Source organism: Sodalis sp. RH16 (assembly GCF_047324245.1).
In the GTDB taxonomy this organism is placed as follows: domain Bacteria; phylum Pseudomonadota; class Gammaproteobacteria; order Enterobacterales; family Enterobacteriaceae; genus Acerihabitans; species Acerihabitans ligni.
The window spans coordinates 3,804,577-3,821,592 of the sequence record NZ_CP178737.1 but is presented as its reverse complement, the minus strand read 5'-3'; the positions used below and the strand labels follow the sequence as shown (position 1 = coordinate 3,821,592).

At 62.6% G+C, this 17,016-nt stretch carries 14 protein-coding genes and 1 pseudogene; 4 read left to right on the top strand and 11 right to left on the bottom strand.

Annotated features, from left to right (window positions below; translation table 11 throughout):
• The first annotated feature begins 44 nt into the window (after window positions 1–44).
• The 4 genes from ACL2XJ_RS17635 to ACL2XJ_RS17620 all read left to right on the top strand — a co-directional run bounded on the left by ACL2XJ_RS17635 (window position 45) and on the right by ACL2XJ_RS17620 (window position 6,204).
• Window positions 45–2,516 carry a glycyl radical protein gene (locus ACL2XJ_RS17635; RefSeq protein WP_413723947.1) on the top strand — a complete coding sequence of 824 codons (2,472 nt, stop codon included), beginning with the start codon at window positions 45–47 and terminating at the stop codon, window positions 2,514–2,516.
• Complete coding sequence (locus ACL2XJ_RS17630) at window positions 2,503–3,546, top strand: glycyl-radical enzyme activating protein (RefSeq protein WP_413723946.1); 1,044 nt, start codon at window positions 2,503–2,505, stop codon at window positions 3,544–3,546. Before ACL2XJ_RS17635 ends, ACL2XJ_RS17630 begins: the two co-directional genes overlap by 14 nt.
• Before the next feature lie 116 nt (window positions 3,547–3,662).
• Window positions 3,663–4,805, top strand: a complete 1,143-nt coding sequence (ssuD, locus tag ACL2XJ_RS17625; RefSeq protein ID WP_132922333.1) for an FMNH2-dependent alkanesulfonate monooxygenase — start codon at window positions 3,663–3,665, stop codon at window positions 4,803–4,805.
• A 58-nt stretch (window positions 4,806–4,863) separates the two neighbouring features.
• The gene (locus ACL2XJ_RS17620) at window positions 4,864–6,204 is read left to right on the top strand and encodes an aminotransferase class III-fold pyridoxal phosphate-dependent enzyme (RefSeq protein ID WP_413723945.1); all 1,341 of its coding nucleotides are present in this window, start codon (window positions 4,864–4,866) and stop codon (window positions 6,202–6,204) included.
• 88 nt (window positions 6,205–6,292) lie between these two features.
• Here the strand turns inward: ACL2XJ_RS17620 and tauC are convergent, their stop codons facing one another.
• The 11 genes and pseudogenes from tauC to ACL2XJ_RS17565 form a co-directional block, all read right to left on the bottom strand.
• Window positions 6,293–7,138 (bottom strand): taurine ABC transporter permease TauC, encoded by an 846-nt coding sequence (gene tauC, locus ACL2XJ_RS17615; protein WP_413723944.1) that lies wholly within the window; start codon window positions 7,136–7,138, stop codon window positions 6,293–6,295.
• 160 nt (window positions 7,139–7,298) lie between these two features.
• Window positions 7,299–8,069 (bottom strand): annotated as a pseudogene (gene tauB / locus ACL2XJ_RS17610) (taurine ABC transporter ATP-binding subunit); the annotation flags it as partial.
• A 52-nt stretch (window positions 8,070–8,121) separates the two neighbouring features.
• Window positions 8,122–9,102 carry a taurine ABC transporter substrate-binding protein gene (tauA, locus tag ACL2XJ_RS17605; RefSeq protein ID WP_413723943.1) on the bottom strand — a complete coding sequence of 327 codons (981 nt, stop codon included), beginning with the start codon at window positions 9,100–9,102 and terminating at the stop codon, window positions 8,122–8,124.
• Between the two features lie 230 nt (window positions 9,103–9,332).
• Window positions 9,333–11,174, bottom strand: coding sequence for an AMP-binding protein (locus tag ACL2XJ_RS17600; protein ID WP_413723942.1), 1,842 nt, complete (start codon window positions 11,172–11,174; stop codon window positions 9,333–9,335).
• A complete protein-coding gene (locus tag ACL2XJ_RS17595) occupies window positions 11,161–12,429 on the bottom strand; it encodes an MSMEG_0569 family flavin-dependent oxidoreductase (RefSeq protein WP_413723941.1) in 1,269 nt (422 codons plus the stop codon). Before ACL2XJ_RS17595 ends, ACL2XJ_RS17600 begins: the two co-directional genes overlap by 14 nt.
• A gap of 15 nt (window positions 12,430–12,444) precedes the next feature.
• Window positions 12,445–12,744, bottom strand: a complete 300-nt coding sequence (locus tag ACL2XJ_RS17590; protein ID WP_203522024.1) for an MSMEG_0570 family nitrogen starvation response protein — start codon at window positions 12,742–12,744, stop codon at window positions 12,445–12,447.
• Between the two features lie 21 nt (window positions 12,745–12,765).
• Window positions 12,766–13,725, bottom strand: coding sequence for a sll0787 family AIR synthase-like protein (locus ACL2XJ_RS17585; RefSeq protein ID WP_413723940.1), 960 nt, complete (start codon window positions 13,723–13,725; stop codon window positions 12,766–12,768).
• Entirely contained in the window at window positions 13,725–14,288 is a 564-nt protein-coding gene (locus tag ACL2XJ_RS17580) for an MSMEG_0567/Sll0786 family nitrogen starvation N-acetyltransferase (protein ID WP_413723939.1), read from the bottom strand. The genes ACL2XJ_RS17585 and ACL2XJ_RS17580 overlap by 1 nt, the downstream gene beginning before the upstream one ends.
• Window positions 14,289–14,301: 13 nt before the next feature.
• Window positions 14,302–15,396, bottom strand: coding sequence for an MSMEG_0568 family radical SAM protein (locus tag ACL2XJ_RS17575; protein WP_207918045.1), 1,095 nt, complete (start codon window positions 15,394–15,396; stop codon window positions 14,302–14,304).
• A complete protein-coding gene (locus tag ACL2XJ_RS17570) occupies window positions 15,371–16,456 on the bottom strand; it encodes a Nit6803 family nitrilase (protein WP_413723938.1) in 1,086 nt (361 codons plus the stop codon). The genes ACL2XJ_RS17575 and ACL2XJ_RS17570 overlap by 26 nt, the downstream gene beginning before the upstream one ends.
• A 12-nt stretch (window positions 16,457–16,468) precedes the next feature.
• On the bottom strand, window positions 16,469–16,951 hold the full coding sequence (locus ACL2XJ_RS17565; protein ID WP_132922344.1) for an MSMEG_0572/Sll0783 family nitrogen starvation response protein: 483 nt from the start codon (window positions 16,949–16,951) through the stop codon (window positions 16,469–16,471).
• Between the last annotated feature and the right edge of the window lie 65 nt (window positions 16,952–17,016).

The following is a 17,016-nucleotide window of genomic DNA, read 5'->3' as shown; positions in this document are numbered from 1 at the left end:
AGAGAATACACTTTTATTATTAACGACTTAAGGCAGGCAATAACGTGAAGCAAGCCCTGGTACTTTCGCCGCAGGAAGCGCGGCTGCTGCATCCCGACAGCAAGCCCGTCGCCACGGACAGGACCCATCGCCTGCTGGCCCGTATCCAGCATGCCAAACCGGCTATCGATGTGGAACGGGCGCGCTATTTCACCGAGTCCATGGCGCAAACGGAAGGGGAATTACTGATCCTGCGCTGGGCGAAGGCGATGTATCACATCGCCGGACATATCCAGGTGTATATCGATGAAGATCAGCTGATAGTCGGCCGGGCCGGCAAACCCGGCCGCTACGGCATTCTTTATCCTGAACTGGACGGCGATTTTCTGGAGCGGGCGCTGGAGCAGTTGCCCCGGCGGGTGGAATCGCCGTTTACCGTCGAACCGGCGGAGGTGGATATCATCAAACGGGTGGTATCCCCCTACTGGCAGGGCAAAACCTACCATGAAGATCTGGCCCGCGCCCTGCCCGAGGAGACGCTGCGCCTCACCTACGATCCCGCCGACGCCCTGACCTCCCGTTTTATCGTCAACGAAACCTCGTCGTTCCGGTCCTCCATTCAGTGGGTACATGATTACGATAAGGTGCTGCGGCTGGGATTTAAGGGGATAAAGGAGGATGCACAGCGCCGGCTGGCGGCGCTGGATCCCTTCGATCCGTCGGACAATGTTGAAAAGGCACCGTTCCTGCAGGCCATTATCCTCAGCGCCGAGGCGGTGATCCTATGGGCCGGACGCCATGCCGCGCTGGCGCGGGATCTGGCGGCTCGGGAGCCCGATCCCGTTCGGCGCCAGGAGCTGGAGGCCATCGCCGAGCGCTGCGCCTGGGTGCCGGAACATCCGGCGCGGGATTTCCGCGATGCGCTGCAGGCGCAGTGGTTCACCCAGATGTTTTCCCGCCTGGAGCAGAAAACCGGCACCATTATCTCCAACGGCCGCATGGATCAGTATCTTTACCCCTATTACCGGCGGGATCTGGAGCGCGGCCTGCTCACCGAAGAGCAGGCCCTTGAATGGCTGGCCTGCATGTGGGTCGCCATGGCGCAGTTCGTGGATTTGTACATCTCCCCCACCGGCGGCGCCTTCAACGAAGGCTACGCCCATTGGGAAGCGGTCACTATCGGCGGCCAGACGCCGGAAGGCCTGGATGCGGTCAATGCCTTATCCTATCTGTTCCTGCGTTCGAAGCGGGAATTCCCGTTGCACTATCCGGACCTGGCGGCCCGCATCCATAGCCGCACCCCGCCGCGTTTTCTCTATGAAGTGGCGCAAACCATTAAAGACGGCGCCGGATTTCCGAAACTCATCAACGATGAAGAGGTGGTGCCGCTGCTGCTGGCGAAGGGAGCCGCGTTCAGCGAGGCCTATGATTTCGCGGTGTCCGGCTGCGCCGAGTGCCGGATGCCGAACCGCGATACCTATACCAGCCCCTGCGCCTATATCAACTTCCCGGCGGCGCTGGAGATGACGTTGTACAACGGCCGGATGAAACGCTACGGCGGGGAATTGCTGGGTATCGAAACCGGCGATCCGGGGGAATTCGCGGACTGGGAGGCATTCTGGCAGGCCTATGTAAAACAGCATCTGAATTTCCTTCGCCACGCGTTTATCCAGCAAAAAATCATCATTGATTTGCGCGCCCGGCATTTTGCCTGGCCGCTGGGTTCCGCCCTGCACGATCTGGCGATGGACGCCGGTAAGGATATCCACCAGCCGGACATCGACGGCGGTATCGATTTGGGTTATTTCGAGTTTATGGGCTACGGCACGGTCATTGATTCCCTGGCGGCAATAAAAAAATGGGTCTATGACGAAAAACGTCTTTCCATGGGGCAATTGCTGGCGGCGCTGGCGGACGATTTCAACGGCCATCCCGTGGTCCGCGCCCTGCTGCGGGACGCGCCCAAATACGGCAACAACGATCCCTACGCCGATGATATCGGCAAGGCCCTGGATAAAATCTGTCTGGAATACACCCAGCGCTACTCCCGCTCCCTGGGCGTGCATATGGATCTGCGGCTGGTGCCGTTTACCTCGCATGTGCCGTTCGGCAAGGTGGTGCACGCCACCCCCAACGGCCGCAGGGCCTACAGTCCGCTATCGGACGGTTCGTCGGCCTCACAGGGCTGCGACAGCCAAGGCCCCACCGCGGTTTTGCTGTCCAATTACCACACCAAGAATTACCGGTTTCGCGAGCGCGCCGCCCGCTTGCTCAACGTCAAGTTCACCCCCTCGGTACTGGCCGGCGAGGCGGGCACCCGCAAGCTGTGCGATTTCATCAAGGTCTGGTGCGACCTGAAGCTGTGGCATATCCAGTTCAACGTCATCAACCGGGAAACCCTGCTGGCGGCCAAGGCCGACCCGGAACGCTTTCGCGGCTTGATTGTCAGGATTGCCGGCTATAGCGCCTATTTCACTGACCTCTCCCCGGACCTGCAGGATGATTTGATTGCCAGGACCGGCCATGAAATCTTCTGATCCGCAGGCATTGCCGCTGCGAATCCCCGCCACGGCTTTGCCGGCTCCGGCGAGCCGGACCGACGGGGCTGATGCGGGCTGGATTTTCAATATACAGCGCTATTCGCTGCATGACGGCGACGGCATCCGCACGCTGGTTTTTCTGAAAGGCTGTCCGCTGCGCTGCGCCTGGTGCAGCAATCCGGAATCCCAGGGTCTATTGCCGGAAATCACGCTGGATGAAAAAAAATGCCTCGGCCGGGACTGCGGCCTGTGCCTTGGCCAATGCCCTGCCCACAGCCTGGCGTATGGGGCCGACGGAATTGTCCGGCTGAACACGGATACCTGCCGGCAGTGCCTGCAATGCCTGCCCGCCTGTTCCAGCCATGCCCTGCATGCGTTCGGCCAGCGGATAACGGCGGCGCGGGTGATGGATATTGCCGAGGCGGACAGCCTGTTTTATGCGCGCTCACGGGGCGGGATTACCCTCAGCGGCGGCGAACCCCTGATGCAGGCGGATTTTGCCCTGGCCCTGCTGCGGGAAGCCAAAAAACGGCATATCGATACCCTGCTGGAAACCTGCGGTTACGGCCCCTGGCCGGCGTTACAGGCGCTGGCGGGCTATTGCGACGGCGTCTATTTTGATATCAAAAACCTGAACGACACCGCGCACCGCCGGTTTACCGGGCGTTCCAACCGCCGGATTCTGGCTAATCTGATGGCTTTGCGCAGGCATTTCCCCCATTTGCCGATACATGTCCGCACGCCGCTGATTCCGGCGTTTAACGATAGCTGGGACGATATCGCCCGCATCATTGATTTTATTCTGCCCCTGGTGGACGTCAGCTATGAAATCCTGCCCTATCACCGGCTGGGCAGCGACAAATACCGGCTGCTGGGACGGCCATACCTGCCGGGGGACATCCGACTGCCGGTGGAAACCGTCGAGGAAATCATTACCCGCACCCGCCGGCGTCTCGGCCGCCGCTACGGCCCCGAAGGGACGAGGCCCGTGGATGAGCCGAGTATCGCCAACGCACCTGCAGCGTGAATTATGACGGGTATAGATGTTTTACGCATTTGGAATGCTATATATATCAGTTGGAGCACCGGCTCCGGCTGTCCATCATAACGTTTACACGTAGTTTTATTCAGCAGGAGCCGTCCATGAGCCTCAATCTATTCTGGTTTCTCCCCACCCATGGCGACGGACGCTATCTCGGCACGCCGCGCGGCGCGCGCACGGTGGATCACGCTTATCTGCAGCAGATTGCCCAGGCGGCGGAACGGGTGGGTTTCGGCGGCGTACTGATCCCCACCGGCCGCTCCTGTGAAGACTCCTGGCTGGTGGCGGCGTCGCTGATTCCCGTCACCCAGCGGCTAAAGTTCCTGGTGGCGCTGCGGCCGGGGGTTATCTCTCCTACCCTGGCGGCCCGTCAGGCGGCGACGCTGGATCGGCTGTCCCAAGGCCGGGCGCTGTTCAACCTGGTGACCGGCGGCGATCCCGACGAACTGGCGGCGGAAGGGGTATTTCTCGATCACGCCGAACGTTATGAAGCCGCGGCGGAGTTTACCCGCGTCTGGCGGCGGGTGCTGGAAGGCGAGACGGTGAATTTCCAGGGCAAGCATGTGCAGGTGGAAGGGGCGCGCCTGATGTTTCCGCCGGTGCAACAGCCCCGGCCGCCGCTCTATTTCGGCGGTTCGTCCGATGCGGCGCAGGATCTGGCGGCGGAACAGGTGGAGCTTTATCTGACCTGGGGCGAACCGCCGGCGCAGGTGGCGGAAAAAATCGCCCAGGTACGGGAAAAGGCCGCCGCGCTGGGACGGCAAGTCCGCTTCGGCATCCGCCTGCACGTGATTGTGCGGGAAACCACGGAAGAGGCCTGGCAGGATGCCCGGCGGCTGATTGCCCATGTGGACGATGAAACCATTGCCCGCGCCCGGGCGTCGTTCGCCCGGTTTGATTCGGTGGGGCAACAGCGCATGGCGGCACTGCACGACGGCAGCCGGGACCATTTGGAAATAAGCCCCAATCTGTGGGCCGGGGTCGGGCTGGTGCGGGCCGGCGCCGGCACCGCCCTGGTGGGGGACGGTCCCACCGTCGCCCGGCGCATCGCCGAGTATGCGGATTTAGGCATCGATACCTTTATCCTGTCCGGTTACCCGCATCTGGAGGAAGCCTATCGGGTGTCGGAACTGGTCTTCCCCCATCTGGACGTGGCGACGAACAGTCCCGCCGCCGCAAGCGACGCCATCCGGCCGCAGGGGGAAGTGATCGCCAACGATTTCGCGCCGGATAAAATCCATTAAAAGCTGACTAAAGTTCCCATCGGGCCTATTTTCAGTCCGACATGGGGCGAGTCTGCAGATGACTTTGGTGACAATGATGACGGCCCATTACCAGGATATTCTCAACGATAATTTTTGGCTGCCGTTTACGCCAAATAAAGATTTCCGCAACGATCCCAAGTTATTCGTCCGGGCGGAAGGGGATTATTATTACGATCCGGACGGACGGGCGATATTGGACGGGGTGTCGGGTTTATTCGCCTCGGCCTTGGGCCACGGGCGTAAGGAGCTTGCCGAGGCGGTTCACCGGCAAATGCTGACCCTGGATTTTACCGCTAGCTTTTATCGCGGCCATCCGGGAGCCTTCGCCGCCGCCAAGGCCTTATCGGCGCTGCTGCCCCCCGGACTTGACAGGATTTTCTTTGTCGGTTCCGGCTCGGAGGCAGTGGATACCGCGCTGAAAATCGCCTTGGCATATCACCGCGCCAAGGGCCGGGGTGGCCGGAATATTTTCGTGTCGCGGGAGCGTGCTTATCATGGCGTCAATTTCGGCGGCGTCTCCCTATCGGGGCTGCCCAACAACCGGCGGAATTTCGACGGCGTCGGGCCGCGGGTGGTGCATATGCGCCATACCTGGCTGGCGGAGAACCGCTACAGCCGCGGTCAGCCCGGGCACGGCGACTTCCTGGCGGACGATCTTTTACGCCTGATAACGCTGCACGGGGCGGAAAATATTGCCGCCTGCGTGGTGGAACCCATCGCCGGGTCCACCGGCGTGCTGGTGCCGCCGGTGGGCTATCTGGAGCGGCTGCGCCAGATCTGCGACCGGCATGACATTCTGCTGATCATGGACGAGGTGATCTGCGGCTTCGGCCGGACCGGCCGGGCTTTCGCCAGCCAGTCCTTTAATATCCGGCCGGATATCATCACCCTGGCCAAGGCCATCACCAACGGCGCATTGCCTATGGGCGCGGTGGCGGTGAGCCGGGATATTCATGACAGCATTATCAACGCCGGCGGCGAGCGGGAGATCGAGTTCTTCCATGGCTATACCTGGAGCGCGCATCCGGTGGCCTGCGCTGCGGCGTTGGCCACGCTGGCGATTTATCAGGAGGAAAACGTGTTTGCCGCCGCCGACGCGCTGAGCGGCCATTTTCTGCAACGGTTGTTTGCATTGCAGGGGCAGCCGCTGGTGACGGATATCCGCGGTTACGGTTTGCTGGGAGGTATCGATCTGGCGCCGGCGACGAATGCGGGCCAGCGGGGTTATGAGGTGCAAAAAAAGCTGTTTGATGCCGGGCTGCATTTGAAATCCACCGGCGACGCGCTGATTATCGCGCCGATACTGGTGACCGGTCCCGAACGCATCGACCGGCTGTTCGAGATTCTGACCAGGGTCTTATCGACTATTAAGCCCTAGCGTTTAGATGGCGTCGGCCCCAGTCAGCATGGTCTCCCTTTAACATGTTCGTTGCGAGCTCGGCGATCGCGGGCTTATCGGCGCCGGTTTAGTGGAAGCGTCCGTGCCAGGGTACCCATTTGCGCTGAATATAGCGCAGGCCGGTTTCCATGATGCAGGCCACCACGGCAATGACCAAGATGCCCATGATAACCACGTCCGTCACCAGGAACTGCGCCGCCGACTGCACCATGAAACCCAGGCCCCGGGTGGCGGCAATCAGCTCCGCCGCCACCAGCGTTGACCAGCCTACCCCCAGCCCGATGCGAATACCGGTCAGGATATCCGGCAAGGCGGCGGGGATGATGACATAGCGGGTGAGTTGTCCGGTGGTGGCCCCGAGGGATTGGGCCGCCCTGATCTTGGCCGGATCAACGCTGCGCACGCCGTTGGCGGTGGCAATCACCACCGGCGCGAAGATCGCCAGGTAAATCAGCAAAATTTTCGACAGCTCGCCGATGCCGCACCAGATGACGATCAGCGGCAGATAGGCTAACGGGGGGATCGGCCGGTAGAATTCAATCAGCGGGTCGAAGAGTCCCTGCACCAGCCGGTAGCGGCCGATGGCGATCCCCAGGGGAATGGCGGTGAACAGGGCGGCGATCAGAGCGATGCCGATTCGCTGCAGGCTGGCCCATGCATGTTGCCACAGGGTGGCATCCAGATAGCCGTTCACCGCTACCTGCCAGAATTTGCCCATGACCGCCCAGGGGGATGGCAGAAACAGCGGATCGATGAATTTCAGCCAGGTCACCAGCCACCAAATCGCCAAAAGGCTGCCGATGCTGATGATTCCCAGCACGCTGAGAGGCAAGCCTTTTTTTACGGCCCTGGCCCGTAGCGACGGCAGGGGGTTGCCGGATGCTTCATTATGGACGTGGCGGGTATCGGTCATCGCTTAACACCATGGGTCAGGAATTTCGTATGAGGGCGGCGCGGATGCTTTTGGTCTACGCTGCGGACAGGGATCATCTGCCGGCGCCATAAGCCTGACGTTCATCGCCGGCGGAAGGGACGGGCGTCAGCGGCCCGGAGGCCTGTTTATCGCGACGATCGGCATCGCGGGTGGCGAACACCCGCGCCAGGATATGTTCGCGGGTCTCGATAAACAGCGGATCAGATTTTAGCGACCGGGCGCTTTCTCCCTGGGCATAGCGGCGGCTGAAGTCCAGCGGCAGGCGTTCGATGATGCGCCCCGGATTCGGCGACAGCAACACCAGCTCGGTGGCTAAAAAGATGGCCTCTTCGATATCATGGGTGATCAAAAACACCGGTGTATCCGTGCGCCGCCAAACCTGGAGCAGCAATTCCTGCATCTGTTCGCGGGTAAAGGCGTCCAGGGCGCCGAAGGGCTCATCCAGCAGCAAGACCCTGGGCTCGGCGGCCAGGGCGCGGGCAATGCCCACCCGCTGTTTTTGTCCGCCGGACAATTGCCAGATGCTGCGCGGGGCGAAACCCTCCAAATCCACCAGGGCCAGCAGTTCCCGAGCGCGTTCTTCCCGCTGCCGGCGGGCTACGCCCGCCAGCTTCAGGCCGAAGGCGACATTCTCCAGAACATTTTGCCAGGGCAGCAAGACATCGTCCTGGAATACCACTCCGCGCTCGGCCCCTGGTCCGGTGACCGGCTTGCCGTCTAAAGTAATGGAACCGCCGCTGGGGGCGATAAAGCCGGCGATAAGATTAAGCAAGGTGGTTTTGCCGCTGCCGGAGGGCCCCACCGCCACGCAAAGCTCACGGGGGCCCAGGCTGAACGAAATATCCTGCAAAACCGGCTGCGGCGATTCCGGATAATGGGCGGCGACGTGTTCCAGGATTAATTGAGTCATAGCGGTCCTGTGGAAAGTGCCTTATCTACCGGCAGTTTATCGCGAAAACGGTTTATTGGGGAATAAAAGCCGCCGTGACGAAAGGCGAATAATCCGGCAGCACCGAATCGATACGCCCCTGCTCTTTGAGGAACAGCGCGGTATCGGAGATACCCTTGACGATGGGCGCGCCCAGGGCGGTTTTCTGTTCAGCCGCCAGGGGATAGGTATTGCCCTCCAGCAAACCGGGAATGTCCTCCGGCTTCGCGCCGGTTATCTTCACCAGTTGGTCGATGTGCTGCTTATCCCCCAGCCAGGCTTTGGGATCCTGGTGAAACGTCTGATAGCTGTCGAGAGTAACTTTGGCAAAGGCCTTGACCACATCCGGATGGGCCTTGGCGTAATCCTTTCTCACCAGCCAGAGATCAAAGGTCGGTGCTCCCAGTTTGGCCAGCTCGCCAGAGGTAATCAGCACCTTGCCGGTGGCTTTGGCGACGCCCAGCGCAGGATCCCACGTATAGGCGGCGTCGATATCGCCCCGCTGCCAGGCGGCGCTGATGGCGGGAGGCGTAAGATTGACGATGGTCACCTGATGGGGATCGATATGCCAATGCTTCAGTGCGGCCAGCAGGCTGTAATGGCTGGTGGAAGAGAACGGCGTGGCGATTTTTTTACCGATAAGATCCGCCGGGCTGTTGATGCCCGATCCATTGCGCGCCACCAGCGCCTCGCTGGTGCCCAGATTAGACGCAATCAGTATGGTCTCGATGGGCAGATTGCGGCTGGCGGCGACGGTAAAGGGGCTGGACCCCAGATAGGCGATTTGGACATCGCCGGAGGCCACCGCGGTGATGACTTCAGCGCCGGCGTCGAATTTGCGCCAGTCGATCTTGGCATGGGTGGCCCGTTCGTATTCGCCGCCGGCCTGCGCGGCCTGGGACGGATTGGGGACGGTTTGGTAGCCGATGGTCACATCTGCGGCATGGGCCGTGCAGGCGAGTATACTTAACATCACCGCCGCGGAGAAGCGCCGGGAAAATATCGAAACGTTCATAAATATCCTTTTTTTTTCGTCAACACCCCGCCTGCCGGCAGAGAGAAACCACTACGCCGGAAAGCCGCTCTTTACATTAATCGGCGGCCCGCGCCGGATAGGTATCGGCAAGGGGGAGCCGAACATCCAGGGGGCAGCCGGTATTTGTTTACTCTAAGGAGTTATCTCAAAGCGGGGCAACGATTTTTTTCCGCTATGCTTTGCCGGAAAATTCACTAAAACCGAAAGGGTTACGGGCGCCGCAGGAAGCGCCGGATGATTTTTCCGGAGAAGGTTTTGGGCAGGCTGTCCAGGAAAATCACGCTACGGGGCCGGCCATGGCGGCCGCAGCGGGCCACGATAACCGCCGCCAGGCACCGGCGCATGTCGGCATGCCGCGCTGCCGGCACCTCCGGCGTCGTGACGATGAACAGCCGCACCATCTGGCCCAACAGCGGATGCGCTATGCCCACCGCCGCCGCTTCGGCGACGCCGGGCACCGTCAGCGCCGCATGCTCTACTTCCGCCGTGGACAGCCGCTTGCCGCCGATATTCATGGTGTCGTCCATGCGTCCCTGAATGGTTATGCCGCCGTGTTCATCACGGCGGGCGCGATCCTGCGTCAGATAGCGCCAGCCCTCGCCGTTATGATGCCAATAGCGCGCCACGAACTCATCGTCATGGCCCCACAGGGTTTGCATACCCCCCGGCCCCAGATGGTCATGCAGCACCAGCATGCCCGTTGCCACCGGGCGGCCGGTTTGCTCATCCACAATGCTTACCCGGCGATCCATCACCGGACGCAGGGCGCCGCCCTGCCCGGCCAGGATCGGCCAGCCGCTTTCGGTTTGCCAATAGTGATCATACACCGGCACTCCGGCGCCCTGCTCCAGCCATTGACGGGTTTTGGCGTCCAGCGGCTCGCCGGCCAGATAGACGGCGCGCAGGGAGGGCAGCGGCGGGTCAAGGGTTTCACTTTGCATGCGGGCCAGACGCATGGCGCCGGGTACGGTAAGCAGGCGCGTGACGCCGTGGCGGGCAATCAGCTGCCACCAGCGCCGCCCCGGGGTATTCGTGCCGCCGCCGGTGACCACCAGGGTGGTGAAACCGGCCAGCAGGGGCGCCCACACCAGATAGCTGTGTCCGGTCACCCAGCCGATATCGGCGGTGGTGAAAAAAACCTCATTCTCGCCGGTATGGAAAATATGCGGTAGCGAAGCGCACAGCGCCACGGCGTAGCCGCCGGTATCCCGCACGACGCCTTTGGGCGTGCCGGTGGTGCCGGAGGTGAACAGCAGCTGTGACGGCGCCTCGGCGGGCAGCCAGCGACAAGGTATCGGCTCATTGTTATAAGCCGCCCGCAGCCGCCGGTAACTGAGTTCACCGTCGCCGGGGAGTTCACCCGCCTCCCTATCGCCGGCGCCGTCAGCATAGCGCATGGCTTCCAATCCGCCGTCGCCGACAATGATCCGGCGAACGGCGGGCGGCGCAAGTCCCTCCTGCAGCAATGCGCGGTTGATTTTATCCTCCAGGATCAGCAAACGGGGTTGGCTTAGGTCAATGCGTTCCGCCAGCGCCGCCGCGCTCAGCTGCGCCGAAACCACCACATGGATAGCCCCCAGCCGGGCGCAGGCCAGCATGGCGAACAGGGCCGGCGGCATTACCGGCAGGCAGAGCAGCACGCGATCTCCCGCCAGCACCCCTTGCCGTTGCAGGATCCAGGCCATGGCTACCACTTCCCGGTGCAGTTCGGCATAGCTGATTCGCCGTTCCGCGCCCTGCCGGTCACAGCAAATGAGTGCCGTTTGACCGCCGCGCAAGGGCAGATGCCGGTCCACGGCGTTATAACACAGGTTGGTGGCGCCGCCCTCAAACCATCGGCAGTGCGGTCCGCCCTGCTCTAAAGCCATCACCTGGCGAAACGGCCGCTGCCAGTGGATGCGCTGCGCCTCACGCCGCCAGAAAACCTCATCCACCGGGGAAGAGGCCGGTGGATCCAGCAATAAATCCGACGGGGAAGACACTGGCGAATCCGCTGGGAAGTCTGCCGACCAATCCAGCGGGAAACAGTCAGTCCGGTTAGCGAACGGCATAACGGGCCTCCTGCGGCGCCGGCACCGTCAGGCGGGCGGCGATGTGTTCCGCCAGGTATTCCGCATCTTCCCCCACCCCCTCGAACCGTCCCGAGCCCCAGGTCCACAGCCAGGGCAGACCGAGAAAATGGAGTCCCTCTTCCACTGACACGCCGCGCCGGTGGCGGGGGTATCCCTTGTCATCAAACGCCGGCAGGTCAATCCAGCTGAAATCGGTATGGAAACCCACCGCCCATATAATGGCCGCGAGATTGTCCAAAGGGATAGCGCCCTGGCCCGGCGGCGGGAACCACATCGGCTGATAAGGGGGTTCCCGGGGGGCGTCGATGCCCCGGGCGGCAATCCACTCATCGATACTCTCCCTGATGCGCCGGGCGGTATCGTCGGCATTATCGAGATTGGCCGCCAGATCGTCGGCGGTGACCAGCACCCTCCGCGCCTCATCAATGTCCAGCAACCGCCCGTGCAGCTGCATGCCCTGCCCGGCGAACAGCCGCAAATCGATATCCCTACCGCCGTCGCGGCCGGTGACGTAATGGTTGGTTTTACGGCGGGCATCTTCGCCCTGGGGATGATGGTCCACCGTCAGCCGGTAATGCCCCATGTCCTCCAGCCAGGCCACCACGTCGCGGCCGCGGTAAAAACGATTCACCCGCGGCGCGCTACCGACGCACAGATGCACCCGGCGTCCGGCGAGATGCAGATCTTCGGCGATTTGCGCCCCGGACTGGGCCGACCCCACCACCAGTACCTCGCCCTCGGGCAAGGCGGCGGGGCAACGGTAATCCGCCGAATGCAGCTGGTGGATCGCCCCCGGCAAACGGGCCGCCAGGGCGGGGAAACGCCGCCGGTGATAATTGCCCACCGCTGCGACCACGTTATCGGCAGTGAAAATTCCCCGGCTGGTACGCAGAACAAAGCCCCCGCCGCCGTGGCGGCCGACCCGTTCCACGTTGATGCCGGTGAGCAGCGGCGGCCCGAAACGCTCGGCGTAGCGCTCCAGGTAATGGATGATCTGGTCATTGACCATAAAACCGTCCGGGTCATCGCCGTCATAGGGGAAACCGGGCAATTTGCACTGCCAGTTTGGGGTCACCAGGCAAAAACTGTCCCAGCGCTGCGCCCGCCAGGCCCAGCCAAGCTGGTGGCGCTCAAATATCACATGCCCGATGCCCCGCTGAGTCAGGCAGTAGCTCATAGACAGTCCCGCCTGCCCGCCGCCGATGATAATCACCGGATAGTGTGTTTGTTCCATGGTGCCGTTCCTGAATTAGTGATTGACGGGCAGCGCTTCGATTTTCTCGACGCGCACCGGACGGGCATCGGGCAAAAAACCCTCGGCCTTGAGTGCGATGGCGCCGGACTGATCCTGCGCGCTTGAACAGGCATAGCCGAACTTCAGCGCTACCCGGTCGCTGGCTTCCTGCAGCGCCCGGCGCGCCAGTCCGGTAAACTCCTCCACGCTGTACTCTTTGCCCACCTCCAGATGCTGTTCAATCACGGTGGATGGTGAATAGCACACGTCCACGGAGCTGTCCGGCCAGCGGACGGTAAAATGCATTGCGGGCATAAGCGCCTCCAGAATAAAAAGTCAGGGGTTGATGCCGGTAAGCGGCGTCGTATCGAGATCCCAGAAACAGTGGCGGTGTGAATCGTGGCCTACCCAAAGCCTCGGGTCGGCGGTAATGCCGCCGATGGCCGCCGCACCGATACCGATCCGGTGAAAATGCGCCAGCACCTCGTCTGCCTGATGGGGATGGACCGTCAACAGGTACCCGTAGCTGGGAAACATGCACAGCCACTCTTGCCAGCGGATCTCCGCCGGACGGGGTATGGCCGTTAAATCAATGTCCGCGCCGGCCCGGGCGCTCTCCAGCAGCATGACCAGGGTGCCGAGCAGGCCGGCCTGGCTGATATCCTTGGCCGCCTGGACCAGCCCCTGCTCCGCCAGCATCGGCAGCAGCGCCATGGCGTCGCGCAGCGCCGCCGGGTCGGCGCGGGTCGCGGCGTCCCAGTTCAGCCAGGGCCCGCGTCGGGCGCCGCGTAAATCTATGGCGGCGATTAAGGTATGTCCCGGCTTGGCCCCGGAGGCCCGCAGCACCCGTTTCGCTTTTCCCAGCACCGCCACCGCCAGCTGCGGCGACTCGCTGCGTAAATTGGTATGGCCGCCGACGATGGGCACCCGATAGGCGCGCGACGCGGCGGCCATGCCCTGCATTAACCGGCGCGCCTGTTCCGGACCGGCGCTCCACAGGGCATTTACCACCGCCACCGCCGTGCCGCCCATGGCGGCGATATCGCTCAGGTTAACCATCAGTCCGCACCAGCCGGCGAACCAGGGATCGTCCGCCACAAACCGGTTGATAAACCCCTCCATGGCCAGCAGGCTATAGCCTTCTTCCTGCGGAATGGCGGCGCAGTCATCGCCGTTGTCGCAGCCGGCGAGAGGCCAGGCCTCGCGCAGTTCTCCGGCAATCTCCCGGATGTCCCGCTTTTGGTCGATGCCGCCGTACCGGCGCACCTCCGCCAGCATCAGGTGCAAATCATCCATCAGCCGCCCTCCAGGCTCATCAGCAGCGGCGCCAGTTCCCGCGCCGGCCGCAGCGGACGCCCGCTCAGCACCATGCCGCTGTTGGGGTCGAAACAGGGCGGATAAAACGCCAGATCCGCCTGCATAACCTCATGATCGATACCCCGCAGCCGTTCGGTGGACAGGGATGACCAGTGCATGCGCCGGAACAGCGGCACGTTTTGCTGCTGCACCCGGGCGTAAAACGCCTGGCAGCCCAGGGCACAGGCGCTGGACACCGCCAGGCGGATAAGGGTCGGCCCCAGTTGGCCCTGGCGGCGAAAGTGCCGGTCTACCGCCAGCCGCGAACCGTACCAGATATCCCCCTCTTCCCGGTGGATGCGCACCGTGCCGACGATTTGCTCCGGCCAGCCCGCCGTGCTGCCGATAGCCACCAGCAGCCGGGCGCGTTCGTCGATAGCATCCCGGTCATGCTCTTCGAACAGCCCCTGCTCCTGGCAAAACACCCGCTGGCGCAGCAGATAGGCCTGTTCGCGTTCCCAGGGCAAGGTCACCCATTTGATGCGGTATTCGGGATAGAACATGCTGTCACTCCCCTCAGGCCGAAGCCCGCTCGTAGCTGGACAACGGCGAACAGGCGCCGCAACGGCCGCAGCCGGCCTTGATATCGGCGGAACGCAGGCCGCCGCCGCGGAGCATGCTGCCCAGGGGCTGCAAAATGGACTCCATGAAATCCGCTGCCGGCGGCGCATGATCCTCAAGCGGCGTGCCGCGGATGGGCACGAACGGCACCACAAAGGGATACACGCCGATATCAATCAGCTCCCGCGCCGTAGACAATATCGCCTCACGGGTATCCCCCAGTCCCGCCAGGATATAGGTGCTCACCTGGCCGTGGCCGAACACCCGCACCGCGTCCTTGAACGCCGCCATGTATTGCTCCACGGTAACGGCGGCCTTGCCGGGCATAATGCGCGCCCGCACCGCCGGGGTAACCGCTTCGAGATGCATGCCCAGCGCGTCGATGCCCGCCTCCTTCATGCGGCTAAACCACAGCGCATCCCCCGGCGGCTCGCATTGCCCCTGTAACGGCAGATCCACCGCCGCCCGAATGGCCTCGGCGCTTTCGCACAGAACCCGCGCCCCGCGATCGCTGCCGGACGGGGTGCCGGTGGTCATCACCATATGCCGCACGCCATCCAGTTCCACCGCGGCCTTGGCCACTTCCGCCAGCTGCTGCGGCGTTTTACGGGCGATGGTTTTGCCCGCCGCCAGGGACTGGCCGATGGCGCAAAATTGGCAGGCCTTGCGCCGGTTTTCATAACGGATGCAGGTTTGCAGTACGGTAGTGGCCAGCACATCGGCGCCGTGCAGGGTGGCGATATGAGAGTACGGGACGCCGTCGGCGGTGCTCAGCCGGTAGAAGTTCGGCTGGGAGACAAAGCTGATATCCCGCACCGGAATGGCGTCTCTCAACAAATGGCTGCCGCCGGCCCCGTCGTGGGTCACGCTCCAGGGGGATTGGTGCGCCTGCTGGGTATACACCGGCACCATGACCGTCATGCCGTCGATGGTCACCGCCTGGTGATCCGACGGACCGGCTCCGCCCTGGCGATTGACATGGGTGGTCTGGGGATTGACCACCTTCAGGCCGTGGGTTTGCAGTTCAGTAATCAGTCGCTGGTTGCTCAGGCTCATGGCGCCCTCCTGTGGGGTCGGAAGTAAAGGACTGCCCGCTGGCTTGCCAAGGCGCGGTAATTTGCTGTGGCAGCGCTTGCCGAGGCGCCGCAGTTTGCCGTTGGCCTGTTTGCCCATAAGGCGCTTGCTGGCGGCAGTACTCCGCGGGCCGGTCATTGATCAGCAGGCTTAACAGTTCCGGCCGGGCATAATGCCCCACGGAATCCATCATGCGTTTGCGCTTGGCGATAAGCTCCATATCCAGATCGGCGATAAGAATGCCTTCTCCCTCGGTGATGGGAGGCGCCAAATGCCGACCTTCCGGCGAAATAATGGCGGTATGGCAGCCGCCGCGCAGTCCGCGCTGCAAATCGGGATCCGCGGTAATGGATTCAATCTGATCTTCCCGCAGCCAGCCGGTGGCGTTAATGACAAAACAGCCGGACTCCAGGGCGTGATGGCGAATGGTGACCTCCATCTGATCGGCGAAGATCTGGCCCACCAGCGAGCCGGGAAACTGGCTGCAATGGATCTCCTCGTGCTGCGCCATCAGCGCATAGCGGGCCAGGGGGTTGTAGTGTTCCCAGCAGGCCAGGGCCGCTACCCGGCCGACGGCGGTATCCACCGCCTTCAGCCCCGAGGCGTCCCCCTGTCCCCAGATCATGCGTTCGTGATAGGTGGGGGTGATCTTGCGCCGCTTCAGCACCAGCTCGCCGTCGGCGTCGAATACCAGCTGGGTGTTGAACAAACTGCCATGGTCCCGTTCGTTCACCCCCAGCACCACCACCATGCCGTGGCGGCGGGCGCTGTCGGCCACCGCGCGGGTAATGGGCCCGGGCACCTCCACCGCCTGCTGGTAAAGCCGCAGGTGCTCGGCGCCGGCGGTCATGGGCGGCGCGATAAAGGAAAAATAGGGATACCAGGGCACCAGGGTTTCGGGAAATACCACAATCTCGGCCCCCTTGCCCGCGGCTTCATCAATGGCATCCAGCACGCGCGACAGCGTTTTTTGCGCCTGGCCGAGGTCAGGCGCAATCTGCACGGCGGCGGCACGGATGATACGGTCCTGTGCCATAACGTCGGCTCCTTACACGGTCCAGGTATCGAGAATCACCGCGTTGTCGCGGATGTGCAGCAGCTTCAGATCCAGCACATCCAGCGGATTGATGGCGCGGATGCCCTCAATGAGCGAGGGCTCGCCGTGGCCGTACAACGCCTGTAGGGCGAAACGGCAGGCAAAAACCTTGCCGCCTTCGGCCATGAATTTTTGCAGTTGGTTATTGAAGTTCATATGGCCGGGGAAGGCTTCGTCTCCCAGCTTGGGAAAGCCGCGCTGCACCCCGAGGGTCACCCCCGGTCCGTATAACAGAATCGAGGTTTCAAAGCCTTTGCGCTGCAGCCGGGTGGCCTGCAGCATATTCACGAAGCCGATGGAGCCTTCGAACGCGACGGTATGGAAGGTCACCAGCGCTTTCTGGCCCGGTTCGGCCTTCACGTCTTCAAACACCTTTTCTTCGTAATCCACCAGGAAATCGCCGGATTGATGTGCGGGCAGGGTTACCGTTGGCATAGTCTTAGTCTCTTCGCAGGTTTACTGGCATCGCCGACAGCCGCGGCGGATGATGTATCGCGCCG

What these genes read in the sequence shown, in the direction of transcription:
- ACL2XJ_RS17630 (WP_413723946.1), top strand. Translation starts at nt 2,503, where the DNA reads ATGAAATCTTCTGATCCGCAGGCATTGCCGCTGCGAATCCCCGCCACG.
- ssuD (WP_132922333.1), top strand. Translation starts at nt 3,663, where the DNA reads ATGAGCCTCAATCTATTCTGGTTTCTCCCCACCCATGGCGACGGACGC.
- ACL2XJ_RS17620 (WP_413723945.1), top strand. Translation starts at nt 4,864, where the DNA reads ATGACTTTGGTGACAATGATGACGGCCCATTACCAGGATATTCTCAAC.
- tauC (WP_413723944.1), bottom strand. Translation starts at nt 7,138, where the DNA reads ATGACCGATACCCGCCACGTCCATAATGAAGCATCCGGCAACCCCCTG.
- tauA (WP_413723943.1), bottom strand. Translation starts at nt 9,102, where the DNA reads ATGAACGTTTCGATATTTTCCCGGCGCTTCTCCGCGGCGGTGATGTTA.
- ACL2XJ_RS17600 (WP_413723942.1), bottom strand. Translation starts at nt 11,174, where the DNA reads ATGCCGTTCGCTAACCGGACTGACTGTTTCCCGCTGGATTGGTCGGCA.
- ACL2XJ_RS17595 (WP_413723941.1), bottom strand. Translation starts at nt 12,429, where the DNA reads ATGGAACAAACACACTATCCGGTGATTATCATCGGCGGCGGGCAGGCG.
- ACL2XJ_RS17590 (WP_203522024.1), bottom strand. Translation starts at nt 12,744, where the DNA reads ATGCCCGCAATGCATTTTACCGTCCGCTGGCCGGACAGCTCCGTGGAC.
- ACL2XJ_RS17585 (WP_413723940.1), bottom strand. Translation starts at nt 13,725, where the DNA reads ATGGATGATTTGCACCTGATGCTGGCGGAGGTGCGCCGGTACGGCGGC.
- ACL2XJ_RS17580 (WP_413723939.1), bottom strand. Translation starts at nt 14,288, where the DNA reads ATGTTCTATCCCGAATACCGCATCAAATGGGTGACCTTGCCCTGGGAA.
- ACL2XJ_RS17570 (WP_413723938.1), bottom strand. Translation starts at nt 16,456, where the DNA reads ATGGCACAGGACCGTATCATCCGTGCCGCCGCCGTGCAGATTGCGCCT.
- ACL2XJ_RS17565 (WP_132922344.1), bottom strand. Translation starts at nt 16,951, where the DNA reads ATGCCAACGGTAACCCTGCCCGCACATCAATCCGGCGATTTCCTGGTG.